The organism is Rathayibacter sp. AY1C2 (assembly GCF_002931195.1).
In the GTDB taxonomy this organism is placed as follows: domain Bacteria; phylum Actinomycetota; class Actinomycetes; order Actinomycetales; family Microbacteriaceae; genus Rathayibacter.
Genome location: NZ_PSWG01000006.1, coordinates 61190 through 86651, shown reverse-complemented (window position 1 = coordinate 86651; position 25462 = coordinate 61190). Strand labels below are relative to the sequence as shown.

The window sequence follows — 25462 nt, the reverse complement described above, 5'->3', positions numbered from 1 at the left end:
AGAAAGAGCGGGCAGTGCACGACCCTCGCCCGCAGTCCTCCCTCCGCCCCGAGCACCCCGTGCCGCGGAGCCTCTCGCAGCTCGTGGCCGAGTTCTCCCTCGGCCCGGTCCGCGGCCTCGAGGGCGTCGAGGTGAGCGGAGTCACGCTGGACTCGAACCAGGTCGAGTCCGGAGACCTCTACGTCGGTGTCGCAGGACGCCGTGCCCATGGCGCGGCCTTCGCGTCCGCCGCCGCGGCGTCCGGAGCCGTCGCCGTGCTGACCGATCCCGCCGGAGCGGAGCTCGCCGCCGACAGCGGCCTGCCCGTGCTGGTGACCCCCGACCCGCGGGCCGCCCTCGGCGACGTCGCCGCGTGGATCCACCGCACCCGCGAGGACGTCCCGACGCTCTTCGGCGTGACGGGGACCAACGGCAAGACGAGCGTCGTCTACATCCTCGACGCGCTGCTGCGCCGGCTCGGAGTCGTCTCCGGCCTCAGCTCCACCGCCGAGCGCCGGATCGGCGACGTCGCCGTGGTCAGCTCGCTGACCACTCCCGAGGCGAGCGAGCTGCACGGCCTGCTCGCGCGGATGCGCGAGTCCGCCGTCCGCGCGGTCTCCATCGAGGTGTCGGCGCAGGCGATCACGCGGCACCGGATCGACGGCCTCGTCTTCGACGTCGTCGGCTTCACGAACCTCAGCCACGACCACCTCGACGACTACTCCGATCTGCGCGAGTACTTCGAGGCCAAGGCGGACCTCTTCGAGCCGGAGCGCGCACGCCGCGGCGTCGTCACGGTCGACAGCGCCTGGGGGCGCGAGCTCGCCGAGCGCAGCCGCATCCCCGTCGCGACGCTCGCCGGCTCGCCGGTCGTCGGAGTCGCCCCGACGACGCCCGCCGACTGGTCGATGACGGTGCTGGACGCGACGCCCGACAGCACCACCTTCCGCCTGGAGGGGCCCGAGAACCGCTCCGTCGTCGTCACCGTCTCGCTGATCGGCTGGTACATGGCGTCCAACGCGGCGCTGGCGATCGTGATGCTGGTGGAGTCGGGCTTCGACCTGGACGCCGTCGCGCACGCGCTCGAGGACAGCCGTCTCGACGTCTACATCCCGGGCCGCGCCGAGCTCGTCTCGGGGGAGCGCGGACCGCGCGTCTACGTCGACTACGGCCACACCCCCGACGCGTTCCAGAACGCGCTCGAGGCGCTGCGGACCATCACGCCCGGCCGCCTGTTCATGGTGTTCGGGGCGGACGGGGACCGCGACACGACCAAGCGGAGCGATATGGGCGCCATCGCCGCCCGCCTCGCCGACGTCGTGGTCGTCACCGACTTCCACCCGCGCTGGGAGGATCCGGCCGCCATCCGCGCCGCGCTCCTCCAGGGCGCCCGGGCCGCCGTGCCCGACCGGGAGATCCACGAGATCGCCGACCCGCGCGCTGCCGTGCGCGCCGCCGTCGCCCTCGCGCGCGAAGGGGACTCGATCCTCTACGCCGGGCCCGGCCATGAGGACCACCAGGAGATCGCAGGAGTGCACATGCCGTATTCGGCCAGAGACGACGTCCGTCACGCGCTGCGCGAGGCGGGCTGGCTGTAGATGATCGCCCTCACCCTCACCGAGATCGCCGAGGCCGTCTCCGGACGCCTCCACTTGGCCGGCTCGTCCGCCACGGCCGCCACCGTGATCGACGGAGCGACCGAGACCGACTCCCGCGAGATCGCGCCCGGCGGCATCTTCGTCGCCAAGCGCGGCGAGCACACCGACGGCCACCTCTTCGCTCCCGCCGCTCTCGAGCGCGGTGCCGCGCTCCTCATCGTGGAGCGCCCGCTCGACCTCGACGTGCCGCAGGTCCTCGTCGACGACTCCGTGGAGGCGCTCGGCGCGCTGGCGACCGAGGTCGTCCGGCGCGTCCGCGCGAAGGGCGGGCTCACCGTCATCGGCGTCACCGGCTCGAACGGCAAGACGACGACCAAGAACCTCCTCCGCACCGTCCTCGAGCGGGTCGGCGAGACGGTCGCTCCGCGCGGATCCTTCAACAACGAGGTCGGCGCGCCGATCACGATGCTCCAGGTGTCCGAGTCGACGCGCTTCCTCGTCGCCGAGATGGGCGCGAGCGCGGTCGGCGAGATCCGCCGCCTCGTCCGGATGGCCAGGCCCGACGTCGGCGTCGTCCTCGCCGTGGGCCTCGCGCACGCCGGCGAGTTCGGCGGGATCGAGCGCACGCTCGAGGCCAAGACAGAGATGGTCGCCGACCTCACCGCCGACGACGTCGCCGTGCTGAACGCCGACGACGGCCGGGTCGCCTCGATGGCGGGCCGCACCGCCGCCCGGGTCCTCTGGTTCGGCCGCGGCGAGAGCGCGGACGTCCGCGCCGTCGACATCGACGCGACCGCCGACGGCACCCGCTTCGCCATCGAGGTCTCGGCGGGGGAGGGCCGCGAGGCCGCTCGCGCCGAGGTCCTGCTGCGCGTCCTCGGCGAGCACCACGTGATGAACGCCCTCGCGGCGACCGCCGCCGCGCTCTCTGTCGGAGTGGCGCTGCCCGCGATCGTCGAGGCTCTCGCGACCGTCACCCTCGCCGAGCGCGGCCGCATGGAGGTCCTGGGCGGCGAGGACGTCCGCGTCATCAACGACGCGTACAACGCGAGTCCCGACTCCACCGCGGCCGCCCTGCGCACCCTCGCCCAGATCGCGAAGCCCGGGGGGCGCACCGTCGCCGTCCTGGGAGAGATGAGCGAGCTCGGCGAGTGGGCCGACGAGGAGCACGAGCGCGTGGGCCTTCTGGCCGTGCGCCTCAACATCTCCCAGATCGTGGTGGTGGGCCGAGGCGCCCGCCGGATTCACGTCGCGGCCGAGCGCGAGGGGTCGTGGAGCGGCGAGTCCGTCTTCGCGGAGACCTCCGACGAGGCGTTCGACCTCCTCGAGGACTACCTGCGACCCGACGACACCGTGCTGGTCAAGTCGTCCAACTCCGCGGGGCTGCGCTTCCTCGCCGACCGTCTCGGGGAGCGTCACCGATGAGGGCACTCCTCCTGTCCGGCGCGTTCTCCGGAGCCTTCACGCTCCTGATGACGCCCCTGTTCATCCGCCTCTTCCACCGCCTGCAGTGGGGCCAGTTCATCCGCGAGGACGGACCGAAGTCGCACCACGTCAAGCACGGCACGGCGACGATGGGCGGCATCGTCATCATCATCGGCACCGTGGTCGGCTACTTCCTCGGGATGCTGTTCGGCAACCGGGCGATCGCGCCGTCGGCCCTGCTGGTGCTCTTCATGATGGTCGGGCTCGGACTCGTCGGCTTCGTCGACGACTTCCTGAAGACCCGCAACCAGCGCAGCCTCGGCCTCGGCGGCTGGGCGAAGATCGCCGGCCAGGTCATCGTCGCCGCTGCCTTCGCGGTGATCGCGATCATGGTCCGCGACTCCAACGGGCTCACCCCCGCGTCCACCTCGATCTCGTTCATCCGCGACTTGCCGTTCGACTTCGCCTCCCTCGGCTGGATCGGCATCGGCCTGTTCGTGCTGTGGATCTGCATCATCGTCACCAGCACGTCGAACGGCGTGAACGTCGCCGACGGGCTCGACGGACTCGCGACCGGGTCCTCGATCCTCGCGATCGGCTCCTACGTCATCATCGGGTTCTGGCAGTCGAACCAGTGGTGCTTCGACCAGCACCTCAACCCCGAGGTCGTCGACAAGTGCTACCAGGTGAGCGACCCGTTCGACCTGGCCATCATCGCGGCGGCCGTCTCCGGTGCCCTGGTGGGCTTCCTCTGGTGGAACACCTCGCCGGCGCAGATCTTCATGGGCGACACCGGCTCGCTCGGCCTCGGCGGCGCGCTCGCGGCCCTGGCGATCCTCACCCGCACCGAGCTGCTGGTCATCCTCATCGGCGGCCTGTTCGTCATCGTGACCGGCTCGGTCATCCTCCAGCGGATCTACTTCAAGCTGACCCGGGGCAAGCGCATCTTCCTGATGAGCCCGCTCCACCACCACTTCGAGCTCAAGGGCTGGGCCGAGATCACCGTCGTGGTCCGGTTCTGGATCATCGCCGGCATCTTCGTCGCCGCCGGAGTCGGGCTCTTCTACCTGGAATGGCTGTCGCTGGCATGACCGATCCCGCCCGTCCCGACTCCCTCCGCAGCTGGCACTCGGACTGGCGCGGCCTGCGCGTCGCCGTGCTGGGCCTGGGCGTCACCGGGTTCTCGGTGGCCGATACCCTGACCGAGCTCGGCTCCGAGGTGCTGGTCCTCGCCGACCGCGCCGACGAGGAGCGCGAGCGCCTCCTCGAGGTGATCGGCGCCCGCCTGCACCGGGCCGACCGCCTCGACTCCGCTCCGGAGGAGCTGCACGCGTTCGCACCGGAGCTGGTCGTGGTGTCGCCCGGCTTCCGGCCGACTCACCCGATCCTCGTGTGGGCGGCGGAGTCCGGGATCCCCGTATGGGGCGACGTCGAGCTCGCCTGGCGCGTCCGCGACAAGGTCGTGCGCGCCGACGGCACTCCGGCGGACTGGGTGGCCGTCACCGGCACCAACGGGAAGACCACGACCGTCCAGCTCACGGCGACGATGCTCGTGGCCGGCGGCCTCCGCGCCGCCCCCTGCGGCAACATCGGCGTGCCCGTGCTCGACGCGGTCCGCGACCCGCAGGGCTTCGACGTCCTCGTCGTGGAGCTCTCGAGCTACCAGCTGCACTACCTGGGCGCGATCGAGCCGATCGCGAGCGCGTGCCTCAACATCGCCGACGACCACCTCGACTGGCACGGCTCGTTCGACGCCTACCGCGCGGCCAAGGGCAAGGTCTACGCCGGCACCCGCGTCGCCTGCGTGTACAACCGCGCCGACGCGGCGACCGAGCAGATGGTGCTCGACGCCGAGGTGGTGGAGGGCGCCCGGGCGATCGGGTTCGGCCTCGGCGTGCCCGGCCCGAGCGACTTCGGGATCGTCGACGGCATCCTCTGCGACCGCGCCTTCCTCGAGGACCGCCGCACCAGTGCCCTCGAGATCACCACCGTGGACGAGCTCGCCGCACGGAACCTCGCCGCTCCGCACATCGTCCAGAACGTGCTCGCCGCGGCAGCGCTCTCCCGAGCGTGCGGGATCGAGGTCACGGCCGTCCGCACCGCGCTGGCGTCCTTCGAGCTCGACGCCCACCGCATCCAGGTCGTCGCCGAGCACGACGGGGTGACCTGGGTGAACGACTCCAAGGCCACGAACCCGCACGCCGCCGACGCCTCGCTGCGCGCGTACCCGTCGGTCGTCTGGGTCGTCGGCGGCCTGCTCAAGGGCGTCGACGTGGACGCCCTCGTGGCCGCGCACGTCGGCCGCCTGCGGGGCGCCGTGGTGATCGGCGCCGACCGCTCGGCGCTGCTCGCGGCATTCCGGCGACACGCGCCCGCCCTCCCCGTGAGCGAGGCGGTGCCGGACGACACTGGTGCGGTGATGCAGGCGGCCGTCGAGGCCGCCGCGACGCTCGCCCGCTCGGGGGACGTCGTCCTGCTCGCACCCGCCGCGGCCTCGATGGACCAGTTCCTCGACTACGCGGCTCGGGGCCGCTCCTTCGCGGCCGCCGTGGCGACACACCTGGGAGGGGGAGCCGATGACCGCTCCGACGACGAGCCGCCCCGCGGGCCGCTCGCGCACTGAGCCGCGCGGGAAGGACCGGAGCGGGGCCCGCTCCGCGCGGATCGTCCTGTCGAAGGTCTTCGCCTCCCACTCGCCGAACTTCTACCTCCTCTTCGGCACCACGCTCTTCCTTGTGCTGTTCGGACTGACGATGGTGCTCTCCTCCTCGTCGGTCACCTCCTACGTGTCGAGCGACGACTCCTTCGGCGGCTTCCTGCGCCAGGGCGGATTCGCCCTCCTCGGAATCCCGATGATGCTGGTGGTCTCGCGGCTGCCCCTCGGCGTGTGGAAGCGCGTGACGCCGATCCTGCTCATCGCCGGCTGCGTCCTCCAGTGCCTCGTGCTCTTCACGCCGCTCGGCGACTCCGTCGGCGGGAACCGCAACTGGATCCGACTCGGCGCCTTCAGCATGCAGCCCTCCGAGATCATCAAGCTCGCGCTCGCCCTCTGGCTGGGGCTCCTGCTCGCCCGCCGCTACCGGTCGCCGAAGGACTGGAAGGACGCGCTCATCCCCGTCCTGATCGTCGGCGGCGCAGCGATCGGACTGGTCCTCATCGGAGGCGACCTGGGCACGGTCGTGATCATGGCGGGCATCGTCCTCGCCGCACTCTTCTACGCGAACGTCCAGATGAAGGTCCTCGTGCCGATCGTGGTGGTCGGCGCGATCGGAGCGGTGCTGTTCGCCGTCTCCAGCGACAACCGCCTCACCCGGATCATGTCCTTCCTCGGCGACTGCTCCAACGTCGAGGAGTACCAGAACTCGTGCTGGCAGCCGGTGCACGGCACCTGGGCGATGGCCTCCGGCGGGATCTTCGGCGTGGGCCTCGGCAACTCCAAGGCCAAGTGGTCCTGGCTGCCCGCCGCGGACAACGACTACATCTTCGCCATCATCGGCGAGGAGCTCGGGCTGATCGGAGCGATCGTCGTCCTGGCGCTGTTCGTGGTCCTCGCGGTCGCCTTCTTCCGCGTCATCCACGCGTCCTCCGATCCGTTCGTGCGGATCAGCACCGGCGCGATCATGGTCTGGCTGATCGGCCAGGCGTTCGTCAACATCGGCGTGGTCCTGGGGGTGCTCCCGGTGCTGGGAGTCCCGCTGCCGCTGATCTCCTCCGGAGGCACCGCCCTGCTCAGCTCGCTCCTCGCCATCGGCGTCGTCCTCTCCTTCGCCCGCACCCAGACCGCGCCCCTGCCCGGCGCGGGCGTGCTGCGCCGCAGGAAGGCGGCGGCGGAGTGACCCGCTACCTCCTCGCCGGCGGCGGCACCGCCGGCCACGTCAATCCGCTGCTCGCGACGGCCGATGAGATCCGCAGGCGGAACCCGGACGACGAGGTGCTCGTGCTCGGCACCGCCGAGGGGCTCGAGGCCCGCCTCGTCCCCCTCCGCGGCTACGAGCTCTCGGTGATCCCGCGGCTGCCGTTCCCGCGCCGTCCGAACGCGGCGGCGCTGCGGTTCCCCGGAGCCTTCCGTGCGACCATCGCCGGCATCGTCCGGACGATCCGCGACCGGCGGATCGACGCGGTGGTCGGCTTCGGAGGGTACGCGGCAGCACCCGCCTACCTGGCGGCCCGCCGCGCCGGCGTCCCCTTCACCGTCCACGAGGCCAACGCGCGCCCCGGGCTCGCCAACCGCCTCGGCGCGCGCGCGACCCGCTCGGTCGGCGTGGCCTTCGAGGGCACGCCCCTGCCGCACGCGCGGGTGGTCGGCATGCCGCTGCGCCGCGAGATCGCCGAGCTCGACCGGGCCGCGCGCCGCGACGAGGCGATGGCGGCGCTGGGCCTCGACCCGTCCCGGCAGACCCTCCTGGTGACCGGCGGCTCCCTCGGCGCTCGACGGATCAACGCGACGGTGCACGCCGCCGCCCGGGATCTCGTCGCCACCGGCTTCCAGGTCCTCCACATCACGGGCGACCGCGCCGAGATCACGGACCCGGGGGTGGCCGGCTACCACCTCCTCGCCTACTGCGACCGGATGGACCTCGCGCTGTCCGCCGCGGACGTGGCCGTCTCCCGCGCGGGGGCGGCGACCGTCAGCGAGCTGACAGGCCTCGGCCTGCCCGCGGTCTACGTCCCGTACCCGGTCGGCAACGGCGAGCAGCGCTACAACGCGCGCGGCGTCGTCGACGCCGGGGGAGCGGTCCTCGTCGAGGACGCCGCCTTCCTCCCCGGCTGGGTCCAGCGGGAGCTCGTACCGCTCCTGGGCGACACCGCCCGTCGCGACGAGATGGCGCGCCGGGCCGCCCGCGTGGGAGTCCGCGACGGCTCCGGGCGGCTCGTCGACCTGATCGAGTCGACCCTCTCCGCTCCGCGCTGAGCCTGCTCCGCGCGGCTCGTGAGAGCACTCCCGCCCACCGTCTACACTGATCCGGCGCACCGCGGGAGGCCCCTCCCGCCCGCCGCGACCCACCCGAAAGCGAGAGCCCCGTGATCAAGCCCGACCTCGGCATCACCGTCCCCGACGAGCTCGGCTCGGTCCACTTCATCGGCATCGGCGGCTCCGGGATGAGCGGGATCGCCCGGCTGTTCCACCACGCCGGGCACCGGGTCACCGGGTCGGACGTCCGCGAGTCCCACCCCATCGAGCAGCTGCGGGAGCTCGGCGTCCCGGTCGCCATCGGCCACGACGCGGCGAACCTCGGGGACGCCGAGGCGGTCGTCGTCACCTCCGCCCTGTGGCCCGACAATCCGGAGTACCTGCTCGCGAAGGAGCGCGGCCTGCCCGTGCTGCACCGCTCGCAGGCCCTCGCCTGGCTGGTGCGCGGCAAGCGCCTGGTCGCGGTGGCCGGAGCGCACGGCAAGACCACGTCGACCGGCATGATCGTCACCGGCCTGCTCGGCGTCGACGCCGACCCCAGCTTCGTCAACGGCGGCATCATCGAGAGCCTCGGCACCTCCTCCGCCGCCGGCTCCGGCGAAGTCTTCGTCGTCGAGGCCGACGAGTCGGACGGCAGCTTCCTCCTCTACGACACCGCGGTCGCCCTCATCACGAACGTCGATCCGGACCACCTCGACCACTACGGATCGCTGGAGGCGTTCGAGGAGGCCTTCGTCACCTTCGCCTCCTCCGCGAGCGAGCTCGTCGTCATCTCCTCCGACGACCCCGGCGCCGTCCGCGTCACCGAGCGGCTGGACGGCGGACGGGTGCTGACCTTCGGCGAGGCCGAGGGGGCGGACGTCCGCGTCGTCGACCTCGACCTCGTCGGCCCCGTCGGCTTCTCGGTCGAGTACGAGGGCAGGCGCTACTCGGCCCGCCTCCGCATCCCCGGCCGGCACAACGCGATCAACGCGGCCGGCGCGTTCGCAGTGCTGGTGGGCCTGGGCTTCGATCCGGCCGCCTCGCTCGAGGCCGTGTCGGCGTTCGGAGGCACGGAGCGCCGCTTCGAGCTGCACGGAGCGGTCCGCGGAGTCAGCGTCTACGACGACTACGCCCACCACCCCACCGAGGTGGCCGCCGCCCTCTCCGCCGCGCGCACCGTGGTCGGCGAGGGCCGCATCATCGCCGTGCACCAGCCGCACCTCTACAGCCGCACCCGCCTCTTCGCCCGCGAGTTCGCCGAGACGCTCGAGCGCTACGCCGACGAGACGATCGTCCTCGACGTCTACGGGGCGCGCGAGGATCCGGAGCCCGGAGTGACCGGAGCGCTGGTCAGCGAGAAGTTCGCCGACCCGTCGCACGTCTCGTTCGTCCCGGACTGGGCGGAGGCGGCCCGCCTCACGGCCGGCATCGCGCGCGAGGGCGACTTCGTCATCACCCTCGGCTGCGGCGACGTCTACCGGATCATCCCGCAGGTGCTCGAGTCGCTCGGCGCGAGCGAGGCCGCGCCGGTCGCACGATGACCGCGGTCCTCGCGCCCGAAGCGGGGGAGCGGCCGTGAAGCGGCCCGACGGCGGACGCCCTCCGGCGCCCGGTCGGAGCGTCCCCACGCGCGGCGGCGAGCCGGAGCCGGACACCGAGCCGATCCGGATCGTCTCCGCGATCCGCGTGGACCCGGAGCCGGCCGAGCGCACTCCGTCGCGCGCGGGCGCGGTCCGCCGCACCCTCTCGGGCCTGCGTCTGCCCGGTGCCGAGAACCGGGCCGTCTCCCGGGCCGCCCGCGAGCGGAGGCGCTACGAGCGGGGGGAGGTCCGCCGCTTCACGAAGCGCGCGCGTCGGCGCCGCCTGATCGCCCTGGTCGTGGCCGGGTCGCTCGTCGCCCTCGCCCTGATCGTCGGAGTCGCGGCCTTCTCGCCGCTCATGGCCGTGCGCACGATCGAGATCTCGGGCACCCAGCGCGTCGACGCCGCCGCCCTGCAGAGCGAGCTCGACGACCAGCTCGGCGTCCCGCTCACCCTGGTGGACCGGGACGAGGTCGGCCGCGTGCTGGGCGCGTCCCCGCTCATCCAGAGCTACTCGGTGCAGACCCGGCCGCCGAGCACCCTCGTGGTGTCGATCGTCGAGCGCACGCCCCTCGGCGTGATCGCGGCGGGGGGCCGCTTCGAGCTCGTGGACGCGGCCGGAGTCGTCATCGAGACGGCGGACTCGGCGCAGCCCGGCTACCCGGTCCTCACCACCGCGTCCGGCGACGCCTCGGGAGCCGGCTTCCGCGCGACCGCGCGGGTGCTGCGCTCCCTGCCCGCGTCGCTCGCTCCGCAGGTGACGGCCGCCACGGCCACGACCGGCGACGACGTCTCGCTCACCCTGCAGAACGGCACGGAAGTCGTCTGGGGCGGGTCGGACGAGTCGGCGCTCAAGGCCGTCGTGCTCGAGAAGCTGATGGCCGCGACCGACCCCGCCGTCGTCGGCACCTACGACGTGTCCTCGCCCCAGGCCGCCGTCGTGGCGCCCCGGTCCTGACCGGCGGCGGATCCGCGCGTTCTTTCGAGCGTTGCGGGCGTGTCTGCTGGGAGCGCGACCGGACTCCGCCTACCGTCGGAGCCGAACCCCAAATGCATACTCAGCATAACTTTAAGCCTCAACTACAGGTTTAAGGTTCAGCCCGGAGGCCGGAGACGTGACTTCAAACCAGAACTACCTCGCCGTGATCAAGGTCGTCGGCATCGGCGGTGGCGGCGTCAACGCCGTCAACCGCATGATCGAGCTCGGCCTGCGCGGTGTCGAATTCATCGCGATCAACACGGACGCCCAGGCGCTCCTGCTCAGCGACGCCGACGTCAAGCTCGACGTGGGCCGCGAGCTGACCCGCGGACTCGGCGCCGGCGCCGACCCCGAGGTCGGCCGCCGCGCCGCCGAGGACCACGCCGAGGAGATCGAGGAGGTCCTCGCGGGGGCCGACATGGTCTTCGTCACCGCGGGCGAGGGCGGCGGTACCGGCACCGGCGGCGCGCCCGTCGTCGCGCGGATCGCAAAGTCGATCGGCGCCCTCACCATCGGCGTCGTGACCAAGCCCTTCGGGTTCGAGGGACGCCGTCGGCAGACGCAGGCCGAGGCCGGCGTCGCGACGCTGAAGAACGAGGTCGACACGCTCATCGTCGTTCCGAACGACCGCCTGCTCGAGATCAGCGACCGCGGCATCTCGATGCTCGAGGCCTTCGCGACCGCCGACCAGGTGCTCCTCGCCGGCGTCCAGGGCATCACCGACCTGATCACCACGCCCGGCCTGATCAACCTCGACTTCGCCGACGTGAAGTCGGTCATGCAGGGCGCGGGCTCGGCGCTGATGGGCATCGGCTCGTCGCGCGGCGCCGATCGCGCGATCAAGGCGGCCGAGCTGGCCGTCGCCTCACCTCTGCTCGAGGCCAGCATCGACGGCGCGCACGGCGTGCTCCTCTCGATCCAGGGCGGCTCGAACCTCGGCATCTTCGAGATCAACGACGCGGCGCGCCTCGTCCAGGAGGCGGTGCACGCCGAGGCGAACATCATCTTCGGTGCCGTGATCGACGACACGCTCGGCGACGAGGTGCGCGTCACCGTCATCGCCGCGGGCTTCGACGGCGGAGAGCCGGGCGGGACCGCTCAGGCCGCGATCGCCCAGCCGCGCCAGCAGCAGAGCTCGGCGAGCGAGTCGGCCGCCGAGCCCGTCCCGGCTCCCGCCGCCGCCCCTGCGGCCGGCTCGATCTGGTCGAGCACCCCCGTCGCCGCCCCGGCCCCTGTCGCCGACCCGTCCTTCGACGACGACGACAGCGACCTGGACATCCCCGACTTCCTCAAGTAGTCGTGCCGGATCCGGAGCTGGCCGCGCGCTGGGCCGAGGTCTCCGAGCGGGTCGCCGACGCGACCCGCTCGGCCGGTCGCGAGGCGTCCTCGGTCACGACCATCGTGGTGACCAAGTTCCACCCCGTGTCGCTGCTCCGCGACCTCCTCGAGCTGGGCGTCGTCGACTTCGGCGAGAACCGGCACCAGGAGGCGCAGGAGAAGTCGGCCGAGCTGGCGGGGACCGCTGCGCGCTGGCACTTCATCGGGCAGCTCCAGAGCAAGAAGGCGCGCCAGGTGCGCCGCTACGCCGACGCGGTCCACTCCGTCGACCGGCTCGCGCTCGTCCCGCTGCTCGAGGCGGGGGAGGAGCCGCTCGACGTGTTCCTGCAGGTCAACCTCACCGAGGATCCCGACCGCGGGGGAGCGTCGCCCGCCGACGTCGAGCCCCTCGCCGAGGCTCTCGCCCGGGCGCCCGGCCTCACGCTGCGCGGCGTGATGGCGGTCGCTCCGCTGGACGAGGAGCCCCGTCCGGCTTTCGCCCGGCTCCGGTCGATCTCCGACCGCGTGCGCGCCGTCGAGCCCTCCGCCACGGCGATCTCGGCGGGCATGTCGAACGACTTCGCCGAGGCGATCGCGGAGGGTGCGACACACCTGCGAATCGGATCGGCAATCACCGGAGAACGCCCCGCCCGCACCTAACCTCGTGGTGACCCACCTGTGGGAGCACACACGACACGGAGGACACCCCATGGCCAACCCGCTGAAGAAGACGATGGTCTACCTCGGACTCGCCGACGAAGAGGTCGAGTACGAGCGCGCAGAGCCCGTCGAGGCGGCCCCGGCGACGGCCCACCGCGCACCGGTCTCCCCGGTGCAGCCCGTCCCTCCCGTCGAGCCGGTGCAGCAGCCCCGCGCGACGGTCACCCCGCTCCGCAAGCCCACCCCCCAGACCCCGAAGGCGACGGCACCCGCCGAGATGAACGAGATCCTCACCGTCCACCCGAAGCAGTACCGCGACGCGCAGGTCATCGCGGAGAACTTCCGCGACGGCATCCCCGTGATCATCAACCTCTCGCAGATGAGCGATGCGGACGCCCGCCGCCTCATCGACTTCGCGAGCGGACTCTCGCAGGGCCTCTACGGCCGCATCGAGCGCGTGACGAGCAAGGTCTTCCTGCTCTCGCCGTCGCACATCACCGTCGCCGGCGACTCCGCCTCCGCCGAGAGCGACGCCGACGCGTCGTTCTTCGCGAAGTCCTGATCCCGGGGAGCCCTGGCCCCCGGTGACCTCCGTCGTCTCGCTCCTCGGGAGCGTCCTGTACTTCGTGCTGCTGCTCTACTTCTTCGCGATGTGGGCGCGGTTCGTGCTCGACCTCGTCCGCGTGATCCGACGCGACTGGCGCCCCCGCGGTGCCGGCCTCGTCGCCGCGGAGGGCGTCTACACCGTCACGGACCCGCCGATCGGCTTCTTCCGACGCCTGATCAAGCCGGTCTCGATCGGTCCGATCGCGCTCGATTTCGGCTGGAGCCTCACCATGCTCTGCGTCATCGTGGGCATGTACATCGCCACGTGGCTCCAGCGCGCCTGACCGTCCCTGTATCGTTGGCACGTCCGGACGTTCCCCGCGGTGTCAGCACTGCGCCGTGCGCCTGAAGTTGCTAGCTTTAGTCGCGCGTTGTTAAACGTGTACCTACTTGAAATCGAAGGTGGAAAGCCATGGCGCTCACTCCCGAAGACGTTGTCAACAAGCGGTTCCAGCCGACCAAGTTCCGTGAGGGATACGACCAGGACGAGGTCGACGACTTCCTCGACGAGGTCGTCGTGGAGCTCCGCCGCCTGAACCAGGAGAACGAGGAGCTTCGTCAGCGCCTCTCCTCCGGCGACAGCCGCCCCTCGGACGCCCGAGTCTCCGACGCCCCGCGCGAGAGCACTCCTGCTCCCGCCCCGGTGGTCGACGAGGCACCCGAGCCGGAGCCGCAGCCCGAGCCCGAGCCCGAGCCCACCCCGGCTCCCGCACCGGTCGTCGCTCCCGTCAGCTCCTCGCAGTCGGCTCCGGTCGACGAGGCCGAGAGCTCCAGCGGACTCCTGCAGCTCGCCCGCCGCCTCCACGAGGAGCACGTGCGCGAGGGTGCCGAGAAGCGCGACGCTCTCGTCGCCGAGGGCCGTGCCACGGCCGCCCGCATCGTCGCCGAGGCCGAGGCCAAGCAGCGCCAGCAGGTCGCGAAGCTCGAGGAGGAGCGCGCGACGGTCGAGCACCGCATCGACGAGCTCCGCACCTTCGAGCGCGAGTACCGCCAGAAGCTGAAGAGCTACATCGAGGGCCAGCTCCGCGACCTCGACACCCAGCCGGCGTCGACGGAGTCCTCGCTGTCGGGCTTTGGGGCGTAGTCCCGCCGCAGCGGACGTCAGGCCGAGGGTGCTCGTCACCCTCGGCCTCGTCGCGCTCGCGGTCTTCGCGATCGATCAGACCGCGAAGTTCCTGGTCACGACGAACCTGACCCTGGGCGAGGACGTCCACGTCCTCGGCGACGTCCTGATCCTGCACTACGTGAAGAACCCGGGTGCCGCCTTCTCCCTCGCGAGCGGGTCGACCTGGATCTTCTCGATCATCGCGGCGTGCGTCGTCGTCGCCGTGATCTGGTTCTCGCGCCGGATCCGCTCCACCGCGTGGGGCGTCTTCTTCGGCCTGCTGCTCGGCGGCACCCTCGGCAACCTCTTCGACCGGCTGTTCCGAGAGCCCTCCTTCGGGCTCGGACACGTCGTCGACTTCCTCTTCACGCCGTGGCTGCTCCCGGCGATCTACAACGTCGCCGACATCGCGATCTGCACGGCGATGGCGCTGTTCGTCCTCCTGAGCGTGCGGGGCGTCGGCCTCGACGGCACCCGCGAGCGCGCGGGCCGCGACGAGCAGGAGCAGGTCGTCTCCGAGGACGGCGCTCTCGCCGCCCCCGGAGCGGGCGCCCCCGCAGCGGCCTCCTCCGTCGAGGAGGCGGCCCGCGACGCCGACCGCCCCGGCGGACGCTGATGGCGCAGTCCCGAGAGCTGCCGGTCCCGGACGGGCTCGACGGCCTCCGCGTTGACGCGGCCGTCGCGAAGCTGCTCGGCTTCTCGCGCACCTTCGCGGCCGAGGTCGCCGAGGCGGGCGGAGTGAGCGCCGACGGACGGGTCCTCGACAAGAGCGACCGCGTGCACGCCGGCACCTGGCTGAGCGTCGAGTGGAGCCCGCGCGAGGAGCCGCGGATCGTGCCGATGGCGGTCCCCGGCCTCGGCATCGTGCACGACGACGACGACATCGTGGTGATCGACAAGCCCGTCGGAGTGGCCGCGCACCCCGCCGTGGGCTGGGAGGGACCGACGGTGCTCGGCGCCCTCGCCGCCGCGGGCTTCACCGTGTCGACCTCCGGTGCGGCCGAGCGCGCGGGCATCGTGCACCGGCTCGACGCCGGCACGAGCGGCCTCATGGTCGTCGCGAAGTCCGAGCGCGCCTACACGCACCTCAAGCGCGCGTTCCACGACCGCACGGTCGAGAAGGTCTACCACGCGGTCGTGCAGGGCCACCCCGACCCGCTCGCCGGGACGATCGACGCCCCGCTCGGCCGCCACCCGTCCTCGGACTGGAAGTTCGCGGTCCGCGCCGACGGCAAGCCCTCGGTGACCCACTACGAGACGATCGAGGCCTTCCCGTTCGCCTCCCTCCTCGAGATCCACCTCGAGACCGGCCGCACCCACCAGATCCGCGTGCACATGGCCGCCCAGCGCCACCCGTGCGTCGGCGACGCGATGTACGGCGCCGATCCGACCCTCTCGAAGCGGCTCGGCCTCACCCGCCAGTGGCTCGACGCGGTCCGGCTCGGCTTCACCCACCCGGGCTCGGGGGAGTGGGTGCAGTTCGAGGCGTCGTACCCCGACGACCTGGTGCACGCCCTCGAGGTGCTGCGCGGGGAGTGATCCGCGCTCTCCCGGCCGGACCCGCGTCCGGCGCGGTTAGACTTCTTCCCGCCGTGTCCACGGGCCCTCCCGGGTCGCCGGCCATCCCTCCCCTGCCCGCAGTCCGCCGGAGGCGCATCCTTGCCGAGTAACGATTCCTTCGTCCACCTCCACGTGCACAGCGAGTACTCGATGCTCGACGGTGCAGCGCGAGTGAAGCCGCTGATCGACGCGGCGGTCGAGGAGGGCATGCCGGCCATCGCCGTGACCGACCACGGGAACGTGTTCGGCGCCTTCGACTTCTGGCGCACCGCGACGGCGGCGGGGATCAAGCCGATCATCGGCACCGAGGCCTACCTCACCCCGGGGACGCACCGCTCCGACAAGACCCGCATCCGCTGGGGCGACGGCGGAGGGGACGACGTGTCCGGCTCCGGCGCGTACACCCACATGACGCTGCTCAGCTCGACCACGACGGGCATGCACAACCTCTTCCGCCTCTCCTCGCGCGCGTCGATCGAGGGCTACTACTTCAAGCCGCGCATGGACCGCGAGATCCTCTCGCAGTACTCCGAGGGCCTGATCGGCACCACGGGCTGCCCGAGCGGCGAGGTCCAGACGCGCCTGCGCCTCGGCCAGTACAAGGAGGCCCGCCAGGCGGCCGCCGACTACCGCGACATCTTCGGCAAGGAGAACTTCTTCGCCGAGATCATGGATCACGGCCTCGACATCGAGCGGCGGGTGATCGGCGACGTCATCCGGCTCGCGAAGGACCTCGACCTCCCTTTGGTCGCCACCAACGACCTGCACTACACGCACGCGCACGACGCGACCTCGCACGCGGCGCTGCTCTGCGTGCAGTCCGGAACCACCCTCGACGACCCCAAGCGCTTCAAGTTCGACGCGGACGAGTTCTACCTCAAGTCGCCGCGCGAGATGCGCCAGGTCTTCCGCGACCACCCCGAGGCCTGCGACAACACGCTCCTCATCGCGGAGCGCTGCGACGTCCAGTTCGACACCTCGGCGAACTACATGCCCCGCTTCCCGGTGCCGGAGGGCGAGACGGAGGACACCTGGTTCGTGAAGGAGGTCGAGGCCGGACTGCGCGAGCGCTACCCGGACGGCATCTCCCAGGAGGTGCGCGACCGGGCGGACTACGAGACCCGCGTCATCCTGCAGATGGGCTTCCCCGGCTACTTCCTCGTCGTCGCCGACTTCATCAACTGGTCCAAGCGCAACGGGATCCGCGTCGGTCCCGGCCGCGGCTCCGGTGCCGGCTCGATGGCGGCCTACGCGATGAAGATCACCGACCTCGATCCGCTGCGCCACGGCCTGATCTTCGAGCGCTTCCTCAACCCCGACCGCGTCTCCATGCCCGACTTCGACGTCGACTTCGACGACCGTCGCCGCGGCGAGGTCATCCGCTACGTCACCGAGAAGTACGGCGACGAGCGCGTCGCGCAGATCGTCACCTACGGCACCATCAAGGCGAAGCAGGCTCTCAAGGACGCCTCGCGCGTCCTCGGCTTCCCGTTCGGGATGGGCGAGAAGCTGACGAAGGCCATGCCGCCCGCGATCATGGGCAAGGACATCCCGCTCAGCGGCATCAACGACCCCGCCCACGCGCGCTACAAGGAAGCGCTCGACGTGCGCAACGTCATCGCCGAGGACCCGCAGGCCAAGCTGGTCTTCGACACCGCGCTCGGACTCGAGAACCTCAAGCGCCAGTGGGGCGTGCACGCGGCCGGCGTCATCATGTCCAGCGATCCGCTGCTGGACATCATCCCGATCATGAAGCGGGAGCAGGACGGCCAGATCGTCACGCAGTTCGACTACCCCGCGTGCGAGTCGCTCGGGCTGATCAAGATGGACTTCCTGGGGCTGCGGAACCTCACGATCATCGACGACGCCCTCGACAACATCCGCGCCAACCGCGGACAGGACCTCGTGCTCGAGGACCTCGAGCTCGACGACCAGGCCGCCTACGACCTCCTCGCCCGCGGCGACACGCTCGGCGTGTTCCAGCTCGACGGCGGCCCGATGCGCGGCCTTCTCCGACTGATGAAGCCCGACAACTTCGAGGACATCTCCGCGGTCCTCGCGCTCTACCGGCCGGGCCCGATGGGCGCCGACTCCCACACCAACTACGCGCTGCGGAAGAACGGCGTGCAGGAGATCACCCCTATCCATCCGGAGCTCGAGGAGCCGCTCTCGGAGGTGCTCGGAGGGACCTACGGCCTGATCGTGTACCAGGAGCAGGTCATGTCGATCGCGCAGAAGCTCGCGGGCTTCACGCTCGCACAGGCCGACCTGCTGCGGCGCGCGATGGGCAAGAAGAAGAAGTCCGAGCTGGACAAGCAGTTCGAGGGCTTCTCGGGCGGCATGATCGCCAACGGCTACTCGATGGAGGCCGTCAAGACCCTCTGGGACATCCTGCTGCCCTTCTCCGACTACGCCTTCAACAAGGCGCACTCGGCGGCGTACGGCGTCGTCTCCTACTGGACGGCGTACCTCAAGGCGCACTACCCCGCGGAGTACATGGCCGCGCTGCTCACCAGCGTCGGCGACTCCAAGGACAAGATGGCCGCCTACCTCAACGAGTGCCGGCGGATGGGGATCAAGGTGCTCCCGCCGGACGTCAACGAGTCGATCGGCTTCTTCACCGCAGTCGGCACCGACATCCGCTTCGGCCTCGGCGCCGTCCGCAACGTCGGCATGAACGTCGTCGAGGGCATCCGGGCCGCGCGCGAGGAGAAGGGCCGCTTCGAGACGTTCCACGACTTCCTCCGCAAGGTGCCGCTGCAGGTGACCAACAAGCGCACCATCGAGTCGCTGATCAAGGCCGGCGCCTTCGACTCGCTCGGCTCGACGCGCCGCGCCCTGGTCGAGGTGCACGAGGACGCCGTCGAGGCGGCGGTGGGGGAGAAGCGCAACGAGGCGAACGGCCAGGTCGGCTTCGACTTCGACAGCCTCTGGGACGAGCCGCAGGCCGCGATCCAGGTGCCCGAGCGGCCCGAATGGGCCAAGCGCGACAAGCTCGCCTTCGAGCGCGACATGCTCGGGCTCTACGTGTCCGACCATCCGCTCGCCGGACTCGAGACCGAGCTCGCCAAGCACTACAGCACCACGATCGCCGACCTGCTGATCTCGGAGACGATCGCCGACGGCGAGACCGTGGTCGTCGCGGGCCTCGTCACGAGCGTCCAGCACCGCATGGCCAAGGCCTCCGGCAACCAGTACGGGATGATCCAGGTCGAGGACTTCGGCGGCGAGATCACCTGCATGTTCATGGGGAAGGCGTACCAGGAGTTCGCCCCGGCGCTCACGAACGACTCCATCGTCGTCGTCAGAGGCCGCGTCAGCATGCGCGACGACGGGATGAACCTGCACGCGTTCAGCCTGTTCGCCCCCGAGATGAGCCAGGACGGCGACTCGGGACCGCTCACCGTCTCGATGCCCGAGTCGCGCGCGACCACCGACACGGTCTCGCAGCTCAGCGACGTGCTCATCCGCCACTCCGGCCAGACCGAGGTGCGGCTGAAGCTCATCAAGGGCGACACGGCCCGCGTGTTCGAGGTGCCGTTCCCCGTGCGCATCACCCCGGACCTCTTCGGCGAGCTGAAGAGCCTGCTGGGGCCGAACTGTCTGTATTGAATTCCGAGCCGGTCCCTGCCCGGCTCGGCGCGGTCAGCTGGGGAGGGTGGCCGGGTTCGTGAGAGCGTCATGCGTCCAGCTACGACGATCCGCTGGCACGCGGATCGCCGGTTCGCGGTGCCTGTGGCGAGCCGGTCCCCGACCGGCTCGGCGCGGTCGGCTGGGGAGGGTGGCCGGGTTCGTGAGAGCGTCATGCGTCCAGCTACGACGATCCGCTGGCACGCGGATCGCCGGTTCGCGGTGTCTGTGGCGAGCCGGTCCCCGACCGGCTCGGCGCGGTCGGCTGGGGAGGGTGGCCGGGTCGGTGAGAGCGTCGTGCGTACGGCTACGACGATCCGCTGACACGCGGATCGCCGGTTCGCGGTGTCTGTGGCGAGCCGGTCCCTGCCCGGCTCGGCGCGGTCGGCTGGGCAGGGTGGCCGGGTTCTCAAGAGCGTCGTGCGTACGGCTACGGCGATCCACTCGAACGAGGATCGCCGGTTCGCCTCGGAGGGTCGGGCGAGAGGGTGGCGGATCGGAGGGCGAGCCTGCGGCCGCCGGTGTCCTCCTGGTGGTCGAGTAGCCGCGCGGCGGCGTATCGAGACCGGGCGAGCGCCCGTAGATGCTGGTCGAGTAGCCGCGGAGCGGCGGATCGAGACCGGGCGAGGGTCGGGCGGGACGGGGTCCGGGCGGGGGAGCGCGCGGCGAGGGAGCGGGGGAGGGCGGCGCGTAGACTGGGGCGGCCATGATCCAGACTCTCGACCTCCGCGGCCGTCGTCCCTCCTCCGCCGAGCTCCTCGCCCTCGTGCCCCGCAATCCGGGCACGTCCGCCTCCGTCGGGCCCGTCGTCGCCGAGCTGATCGCCGACGTCCGAGAACGCGGCGCGGAGGCGCTCCTCGACCAGGCGGAGCGGCTGGACGGCGTGCGCCCCCCGCACCTCCGCGTGCCCGCCGAGCAGATCGCCGAGGCGCTCGACCGCCTCGATCCGGCCATCCGCAGCGCACTCGAGGAGGCGATCGCGCGCGTCCGCCGCGCCAGCGCCGCACAGATCCCCCCGCCCCGCACCACCGAGCTCGACGACGGCGCCACGGTCACCCAGCGCTGGCAGCCCGTCGCCCGCGCCGGGCTGTACGTCCCCGGCGGCAAGGCGGTCTACCCGTCGAGCGTCGTCATGAACGCCGTGCCCGCGCAGGCCGCCGGAGTCGCCTCCATCGCCCTGGTCTCGCCGCCGCAGAAGGCGTTCGGCGGCTCCGTCCACCCCACGATCCTCGCGGCGGCCGCTCTGCTCGGCATCGACGAGGTCTACGCGGTCGGGGGCGCCGGAGCCGTCGCCGCACTGGCCTACGGCGTCGACTCGATCGGGCTGAATCCCGTCAGCATCATCACCGGGCCGGGCAACGTCTGGGTCACCACCGCGAAGCGCCAGGTGCTCGGCCAGGTCGGCATCGACTCCGAGGCGGGCCCGACCGAGATCCTCGTGATCGCCGACGACTCCGCCGACCCGCGCCTTGTCGCCGCCGACCTGGTCAGCCAGGCCGAGCACGACGAGGCCGCCTCCGCGGTCCTGGTCACCGACAGCGCCGAGCTCGCCGCCGCCGTCGAGCGCGAGGTCGCCGCCCAGGCCGCTGCCACCCACCACGCGGAGCGCGTGGCCATCGCACTAGACGGCCCGCAGTCCGCGCTCGTGATCGTCGACGACCTCGAGCTCGCCTGCGCGTTCAGCGACGCCTACGGCCCCGAGCACCTCGAGCTGCACACGGCCGACCCCGTCGCGACGGCCAAGCGGATCCACGACGCCGGCGCGATCTTCCTCGGTCCGACCACCCCGGTGAGCCTGGGCGACTACCTCGCCGGCTCCAACCACGTGCTCCCGACGCTGGGGCAGGCGCGCTTCTCCTCCGGGCTCGGCGCCTACACCTTCCTCCGGCCGCAGCAGCTGATCTCGTACGACCGCGGTGCGCTCGAGCGCGTCGCCCCGCACATCCGCGCTCTCAGCGACGCCGAGGCGCTGCCCGCCCACGGCGACGCCGTCGACGCCCGCTTCGCCTGAGACCGAGAGGCCCTCGATGTTCTGCCCCTTCTGCCGGCACCCCGACTCCCGAGTGATCGACTCGCGCACGAGCGACGACGGCCTCTCGATCCGCCGCCGCCGGCAGTGCCCGTCGTGCGGCCGGCGCTTCTCGACGACCGAGACCGCGAGCCTCGTCGTGATCAAGCGCAGCGGAGTCGTGGAGCCGTTCAGCCGCGAGAAGATCGTCAGCGGCGTCCGGAAGGCCTGCCAGGGCCGGCCCGTCACCGACACCGATCTCGCCGTCCTCGCGCAGCGGGTGGAGGAGAGCATCCGCTCCACGGGCGCGTCGCAGATCGACGCGAACGACATCGGCCTCGCCATCCTGCCGCCGCTGCGCGAGCTCGACGAGGTGGCCTACCTCCGCTTCGCGAGCGTCTACCAGGCGTTCGACTCGCTGGACGACTTCGAGTCTGCGATCACCCTGCTCCGCGCCGAGCGCACCTCCGTGCCCCACAGCGCCGACGAGATCTGAGGCCCGGGTGTACCCGCTCCTGTTCCGCACCGTCCTGCGCCGCCTCGACCCGGAGCGGGCGCACCACCTGAGCTTCCCGGTGATCCGGGCCCTCGGAGCCCTCGCTCCGGTCCTGCGCCGGACCACCGTCCCGCGCGGAACGCCCGCGGTCGAGACGCTCGGGCTCCGCTTCGAGACCCCGTTCGGCGTCGCGGCCGGCTTCGACAAGGACGCCACCGCGGTCCTGGGCTTCGGTGCGCTCGGCTTCGGACACGTCGAGGTCGGGACCCTGACCGCGCGGGCGCAGCCGGGCAACGACCGGCCGCGCCTCTTCCGGCTGATCGCGGACCGCGCCGTCGTCAACCGGATGGGCTTCAACAACCACGGGGCCGAGGCCGCGGCGCTGCGGCTGATCCGGCTGCGCAGCGCGCGCCGCCGCCCCGTGATCGGCGTCAACATCGGCAAGAGCCGGGTGGTCGAGGTGGACGACGCGATCGAGGACTACCTGATCAGCACGCGCCTTCTCGCGCCGCTCGCCGACTACCTCGTCGTGAACGTCAGCTCGCCGAACACCCCCGGGCTCCGCGGCCTGCAGGAGATCGACCGCCTCGAGCCGCTCCTCGCGGCCGTCAAGGACGCCGCCGACACGACGCCCCTGCTGGTCAAGATCGCCCCCGACCTCTCCGACGACGAGGTCGGCCGGGTCGCCGAGCTCGCCGTCCGCCTGAGTCTGGACGGGATCATCGCGACCAACACGACGCTCTCCCGGGAGGGCCTCTCGACCGATCGTGCCGTGGTCGAGGCGGCCGGCGCCGGCGGCCTCTCCGGTGCCCCGCTGGCCGCGCGCTCGCTCGAGGTGCTCCGCGTGATCCGGGGCGTGGTCCCCGCGGCTTTCTGCGTGATCTCCGTCGGAGGAGTCGAGACGGCCGAGGACGTGCGCGAGCGCCTCGACGCGGGCGCCACCCTCGTCCAGGGCTACACCGCCTTCATCTACCGCGGGCCCCTGTGGGCTCGGGACATCAACCGGGGACTGGCCCGCGCCTCCTGACCCGCCGTGCACGACGAAGGGCCCCGGAGCCGCGCGAGGCGCGACCGCAGGGGCCCTTCGTGGTCCGCCGTCCGACTACTCGGGGAAGGCGCGGCGCTTGACCTGGGGCTTCGGCAGTCGCATGACGCGCAGCTGGAGGGCGCGCATCGCGGCGTACCAGCGGATGCCCTTCTCGACCTTGTCGGCGCCGTAGCGCTCGGCGAGCTTCCGGCGCATCCGCATGCCGAGGAGGATGCAGTCGATCACCGCGAGGAGGAAGAACACCCAGAGGATGACGAGCGTCGCGTACTGCAGCTCCGGCTGCGGGAAGAAGCTCAGCAGCAGGACGACGACCATCACCGGGATGAGGAACTCGCCGAGGCTGAAGCGTGCGTCGACCCAGTCGCGCACGAACTTGCGCTGAGGACCCTTGTCGCGCAGCGGCAGGTAGCGCTGGTCGCCGGCGGCCAGGCCGATGCGGGCCTGCTCGCGTGACACGGCGGCCTTCTCGCGGGCGTCGCGGGCGGCCTGCTTGCGGTCGGTGACGACCAGCGGACGCTTGCGGGCCAGCTCCTGCTCGCGCCGGGTCGGCGTCGGCCGGCCCTTCCCGGGGCCGGGGGAGCCGGCGTCGTCGGGCGTGTCGGTTGCGATCGGGTGCTTGGCCACGGGGAACGTCCTTGGAATCGGGGGTCTCTTAAGATTACCTCCATGGCTCACGACGCTCCGACTCCGCCCGCACTCTCCTCCGACGAGGAGGCCGTCCTCGCCGCCGTCCGCGACGATCTGCCGCGCTCGCTCGCCCAGCTCGGGCAGCTCGTGCGGATCCCGTCCGTCTCGTGGGACGGCTTCGACGCGACCCGCGTGGCCGCCAGCGCCGAGGCCATCGCCGAGCTCGCGCGCGAGACGGGCGTCTTCGATGACGTCGCGATCCACAGCGCCACGATCGACGGCACCGACGTGCTCGGCCAGCCTGCCGTCCTGGCCACCCGCGCCGCCCGCAACGGAGCGCCGACCGTCCTCCTCTACGCCCACCACGACGTGCAGCCGCAGGGCGCCGAGTCGGCGTGGGAGACGCCTCCGTTCGAGCCGACCGTGCGCGGCGACCGCCTGTACGGGCGCGGTGCCGCCGACGACAAGGCGGGAGTCGTGTCCCACCTCGCCGCGGTGCGCGCACTCCGCGAGGTCGCGGGCGAGGACCACGACCTCGGGCTCGTCCTCTTCATCGAGGGGGAGGAGGAGTTCGGGTCGCGCTCGTTCCCCACCTTCCTCCGCGAGCACCACGACGCCCTCCGCGCGGATGCGATCATCGTCGCCGACAGCGACAACTGGGACGTCGACACCCCCTCGCTGACGGTGGGCCTGCGCGGCAACGTCACCTTCACCCTCACCGTCAGCACTCTCGCGCACGCCTCGCACTCGGGCATGCTCGGCGGAGCGGTCCCGGACGCGATGCTCGCGGCGGTCCGACTGCTCGCGACGCTCTGGAACGAGGACGGCTCGGTCGCCGTCGCCGGCCTCACCGAGCACGACGGAGCGGTGCCCGAGACGACCGAGGAGGACCTCCGCCGCGACTCCGGGCTGCTCGACGGGGTCTCGCCGATCGGCACCGGCGCGATCCTCTCGCGCCTGTGGTCGAAGCCGGCCGTCACGGTCACCGGGATCGACGCGCCCAGCGTCGTCGACGCCTCCAACACCCTCGTCCCGTCCGTGCGCGTGAAGATCAGCGCCCGCATCGCCCCCGGCCAGGACGCGGAGGAGGCCTTCGCCGCGATCGAGAGCCACCTGCGGGCGAACTCCCCGTTCGGCGCACACCTCGCGGTCGAGGACGTCGACACCGGCAGCCCCTTCCTGGTCGACGCGAGCGGCTGGGCCGTGGACCTGGTGAAGGGCGCGATGGCCGACGCGTGGGGACGCGAGCCCCTCGAGACCGGGATCGGCGGGAGCATCCCGTTCATCGCCGACCTCGTGCGCGAGTTCCCCGAGGCTCAGATCCTCGTCACCGGTGTGGAGGACCCCGACTCGCGCGCGCACAGCCCCAACGAGTCGCTTCACCTGGGCGTCTTCAAGCGCGCCGCGCAGACCGAGGCGCTGTTCCTGCTCCGCGCCGCCGCTCACCGCGACTGACCACCGGTCGTGGAATACCCGGGTGACCACCCGGGTTGCAGCCGTAGAATCCCGGAAGGCACGACGACCGTTCCGCCCGTCCCCTGAGGAGTGACATGTCAGACACACTGACCGACCAGACGGCGACCCCCCTCGCCACCCCGCCCAGCGCGGCCCACGGCGTCTCGATGACCCCGACCGCCGCCGCCAAGGTCAAGAGCCTGCTCGAGCAGGAGGGCCGCGACGACCTGCGCCTGCGCGTCGCGGTGCAGCCCGGCGGCTGCTCCGGCCTCATCTACCAGCTCTACTTCGACGAGCGCACCCTCGACGGCGACGCCGCGGTGGAGTTCGAGGGCGTCGGCCTCGTCGTCGACAAGATGAGCGTCCCCTACCTCGACGGCGCCTCGATCGACTTCGAGGACACCATCCAGAAGCAGGGCTTCACCATCGACAACCCCAACGCGGGCGGCAGCTGCGCCTGCGGCGACAGCTTCCACTGACGCCGCGCGGCCCCGG

General features: G+C 71.8%; 22 protein-coding genes. 21 read left to right on the top strand and 1 reads right to left on the bottom strand.

Features of this window, described 5'->3' with window-relative positions:
• Positions 1–14: 14 nt before the first annotated feature.
• The 19 genes from C5C55_RS06700 to C5C55_RS06610 all read left to right on the top strand — a co-directional run bounded on the left by C5C55_RS06700 (position 15) and on the right by C5C55_RS06610 (position 22864).
• On the top strand, positions 15–1577 hold the full coding sequence (locus C5C55_RS06700) for a Mur ligase family protein (protein ID WP_104233349.1): 1563 nt from the start codon (positions 15–17) through the stop codon (positions 1575–1577).
• Positions 1578–3002: a UDP-N-acetylmuramoyl-tripeptide--D-alanyl-D-alanine ligase gene (gene murF / locus C5C55_RS06695; protein WP_104233348.1), complete on the top strand. Its 1425-nt coding sequence runs from the start codon at positions 1578–1580 to the stop codon at positions 3000–3002. It begins immediately after the preceding gene.
• The gene (mraY, locus tag C5C55_RS06690; protein WP_104222591.1) at positions 2999–4093 is read left to right on the top strand and encodes a phospho-N-acetylmuramoyl-pentapeptide-transferase; all 1095 of its coding nucleotides are present in this window, start codon (positions 2999–3001) and stop codon (positions 4091–4093) included. The genes murF and mraY overlap by 4 nt, the downstream gene beginning before the upstream one ends.
• Positions 4090–5625 (top strand): UDP-N-acetylmuramoyl-L-alanine--D-glutamate ligase, encoded by a 1536-nt coding sequence (gene murD, locus C5C55_RS06685; protein WP_104225371.1) that lies wholly within the window; start codon positions 4090–4092, stop codon positions 5623–5625. Before mraY ends, murD begins: the two co-directional genes overlap by 4 nt.
• Positions 5579–6838 (top strand): putative lipid II flippase FtsW, encoded by a 1260-nt coding sequence (ftsW, locus tag C5C55_RS06680; RefSeq protein ID WP_104222593.1) that lies wholly within the window; start codon positions 5579–5581, stop codon positions 6836–6838. The genes murD and ftsW overlap by 47 nt, the downstream gene beginning before the upstream one ends.
• Entirely contained in the window at positions 6835–7914 is a 1080-nt protein-coding gene (locus C5C55_RS06675; protein ID WP_104233347.1) for a glycosyltransferase, read from the top strand. Before ftsW ends, C5C55_RS06675 begins: the two co-directional genes overlap by 4 nt.
• A gap of 110 nt (positions 7915–8024) precedes the next feature.
• Positions 8025–9437, top strand: a complete 1413-nt coding sequence (murC, locus tag C5C55_RS06670) for a UDP-N-acetylmuramate--L-alanine ligase (protein WP_104233346.1) — start codon at positions 8025–8027, stop codon at positions 9435–9437.
• A gap of 34 nt (positions 9438–9471) precedes the next feature.
• Complete coding sequence (locus tag C5C55_RS06665) at positions 9472–10434, top strand: cell division protein FtsQ/DivIB (RefSeq protein WP_104233345.1); 963 nt, start codon at positions 9472–9474, stop codon at positions 10432–10434.
• Positions 10435–10591: 157 nt separating this feature from the next.
• Positions 10592–11752 carry a cell division protein FtsZ gene (ftsZ, locus tag C5C55_RS06660; RefSeq protein WP_104222597.1) on the top strand — a complete coding sequence of 387 codons (1161 nt, stop codon included), beginning with the start codon at positions 10592–10594 and terminating at the stop codon, positions 11750–11752.
• Positions 11753–11754: 2 nt separating this feature from the next.
• Positions 11755–12432 (top strand): YggS family pyridoxal phosphate-dependent enzyme, encoded by a 678-nt coding sequence (locus tag C5C55_RS06655; protein WP_104233344.1) that lies wholly within the window; start codon positions 11755–11757, stop codon positions 12430–12432.
• Between the two features lie 49 nt (positions 12433–12481).
• The gene (locus tag C5C55_RS06650) at positions 12482–12994 is read left to right on the top strand and encodes a cell division protein SepF (protein ID WP_104222599.1); all 513 of its coding nucleotides are present in this window, start codon (positions 12482–12484) and stop codon (positions 12992–12994) included.
• 22 nt (positions 12995–13016) lie between these two features.
• Positions 13017–13322, top strand: a complete 306-nt coding sequence (locus C5C55_RS06645) for a YggT family protein (RefSeq protein WP_258059242.1) — start codon at positions 13017–13019, stop codon at positions 13320–13322.
• Between the two features lie 128 nt (positions 13323–13450).
• Complete coding sequence (locus C5C55_RS06640; protein ID WP_104233343.1) at positions 13451–14122, top strand: DivIVA domain-containing protein; 672 nt, start codon at positions 13451–13453, stop codon at positions 14120–14122.
• Between the two features lie 28 nt (positions 14123–14150).
• Positions 14151–14759, top strand: coding sequence for a signal peptidase II (gene lspA / locus C5C55_RS06635; protein ID WP_104233342.1), 609 nt, complete (start codon positions 14151–14153; stop codon positions 14757–14759).
• A complete protein-coding gene (locus tag C5C55_RS06630; protein WP_104233341.1) occupies positions 14759–15682 on the top strand; it encodes an RluA family pseudouridine synthase in 924 nt (307 codons plus the stop codon). Before lspA ends, C5C55_RS06630 begins: the two co-directional genes overlap by 1 nt.
• Before the next feature lie 171 nt (positions 15683–15853).
• Positions 15854–19315: a DNA polymerase III subunit alpha gene (dnaE, locus tag C5C55_RS06625; protein ID WP_244229655.1), complete on the top strand. Its 3462-nt coding sequence runs from the start codon at positions 15854–15856 to the stop codon at positions 19313–19315.
• Between the two features lie 724 nt (positions 19316–20039).
• Positions 20040–21344, top strand: coding sequence for a histidinol dehydrogenase (gene hisD, locus C5C55_RS06620; protein ID WP_104233340.1), 1305 nt, complete (start codon positions 20040–20042; stop codon positions 21342–21344).
• 16 nt (positions 21345–21360) lie between these two features.
• Positions 21361–21837, top strand: coding sequence for a transcriptional regulator NrdR (nrdR, locus tag C5C55_RS06615; RefSeq protein WP_104224657.1), 477 nt, complete (start codon positions 21361–21363; stop codon positions 21835–21837).
• A gap of 7 nt (positions 21838–21844) precedes the next feature.
• Positions 21845–22864 (top strand): quinone-dependent dihydroorotate dehydrogenase, encoded by a 1020-nt coding sequence (locus C5C55_RS06610; protein WP_104233339.1) that lies wholly within the window; start codon positions 21845–21847, stop codon positions 22862–22864.
• A 75-nt stretch (positions 22865–22939) separates the two neighbouring features.
• Here C5C55_RS06610 and C5C55_RS06605 read toward each other — a convergent pair whose 3' ends face one another.
• Positions 22940–23509 carry a DUF3043 domain-containing protein gene (locus C5C55_RS06605; protein ID WP_181067792.1) on the bottom strand — a complete coding sequence of 190 codons (570 nt, stop codon included), beginning with the start codon at positions 23507–23509 and terminating at the stop codon, positions 22940–22942.
• Positions 23510–23551: 42 nt separating this feature from the next.
• On the opposite strand from C5C55_RS06605, the gene C5C55_RS06600 reads away from it, so the two are divergent.
• Complete coding sequence (locus C5C55_RS06600; RefSeq protein WP_104233338.1) at positions 23552–24967, top strand: dipeptidase; 1416 nt, start codon at positions 23552–23554, stop codon at positions 24965–24967.
• A 95-nt stretch (positions 24968–25062) separates the two neighbouring features.
• Entirely contained in the window at positions 25063–25446 is a 384-nt protein-coding gene (gene erpA, locus C5C55_RS06595; protein WP_104224654.1) for an iron-sulfur cluster insertion protein ErpA, read from the top strand.
• Positions 25447–25462: the final 16 nt, after the last annotated feature.

Excerpts from the sequence above, each read along its gene's own strand:
- murF (WP_104233348.1), top strand. The coding sequence starts at position 1,578 with ATGATCGCCCTCACCCTCACCGAGATCGCCGAGGCCGTCTCCGGACGC.
- mraY (WP_104222591.1), top strand. The coding sequence starts at position 2,999 with ATGAGGGCACTCCTCCTGTCCGGCGCGTTCTCCGGAGCCTTCACGCTC.
- murD (WP_104225371.1), top strand. The coding sequence starts at position 4,090 with ATGACCGATCCCGCCCGTCCCGACTCCCTCCGCAGCTGGCACTCGGAC.
- ftsW (WP_104222593.1), top strand. The coding sequence starts at position 5,579 with ATGACCGCTCCGACGACGAGCCGCCCCGCGGGCCGCTCGCGCACTGAG.
- C5C55_RS06650 (WP_104222599.1), top strand. The coding sequence starts at position 12,482 with ATGGCCAACCCGCTGAAGAAGACGATGGTCTACCTCGGACTCGCCGAC.
- C5C55_RS06640 (WP_104233343.1), top strand. The coding sequence starts at position 13,451 with ATGGCGCTCACTCCCGAAGACGTTGTCAACAAGCGGTTCCAGCCGACC.
- C5C55_RS06630 (WP_104233341.1), top strand. The coding sequence starts at position 14,759 with ATGGCGCAGTCCCGAGAGCTGCCGGTCCCGGACGGGCTCGACGGCCTC.
- dnaE (WP_244229655.1), top strand. The coding sequence starts at position 15,854 with ATGCTCGACGGTGCAGCGCGAGTGAAGCCGCTGATCGACGCGGCGGTC.
- hisD (WP_104233340.1), top strand. The coding sequence starts at position 20,040 with ATGATCCAGACTCTCGACCTCCGCGGCCGTCGTCCCTCCTCCGCCGAG.
- nrdR (WP_104224657.1), top strand. The coding sequence starts at position 21,361 with ATGTTCTGCCCCTTCTGCCGGCACCCCGACTCCCGAGTGATCGACTCG.
- C5C55_RS06600 (WP_104233338.1), top strand. The coding sequence starts at position 23,552 with ATGGCTCACGACGCTCCGACTCCGCCCGCACTCTCCTCCGACGAGGAG.
- erpA (WP_104224654.1), top strand. The coding sequence starts at position 25,063 with ATGTCAGACACACTGACCGACCAGACGGCGACCCCCCTCGCCACCCCG.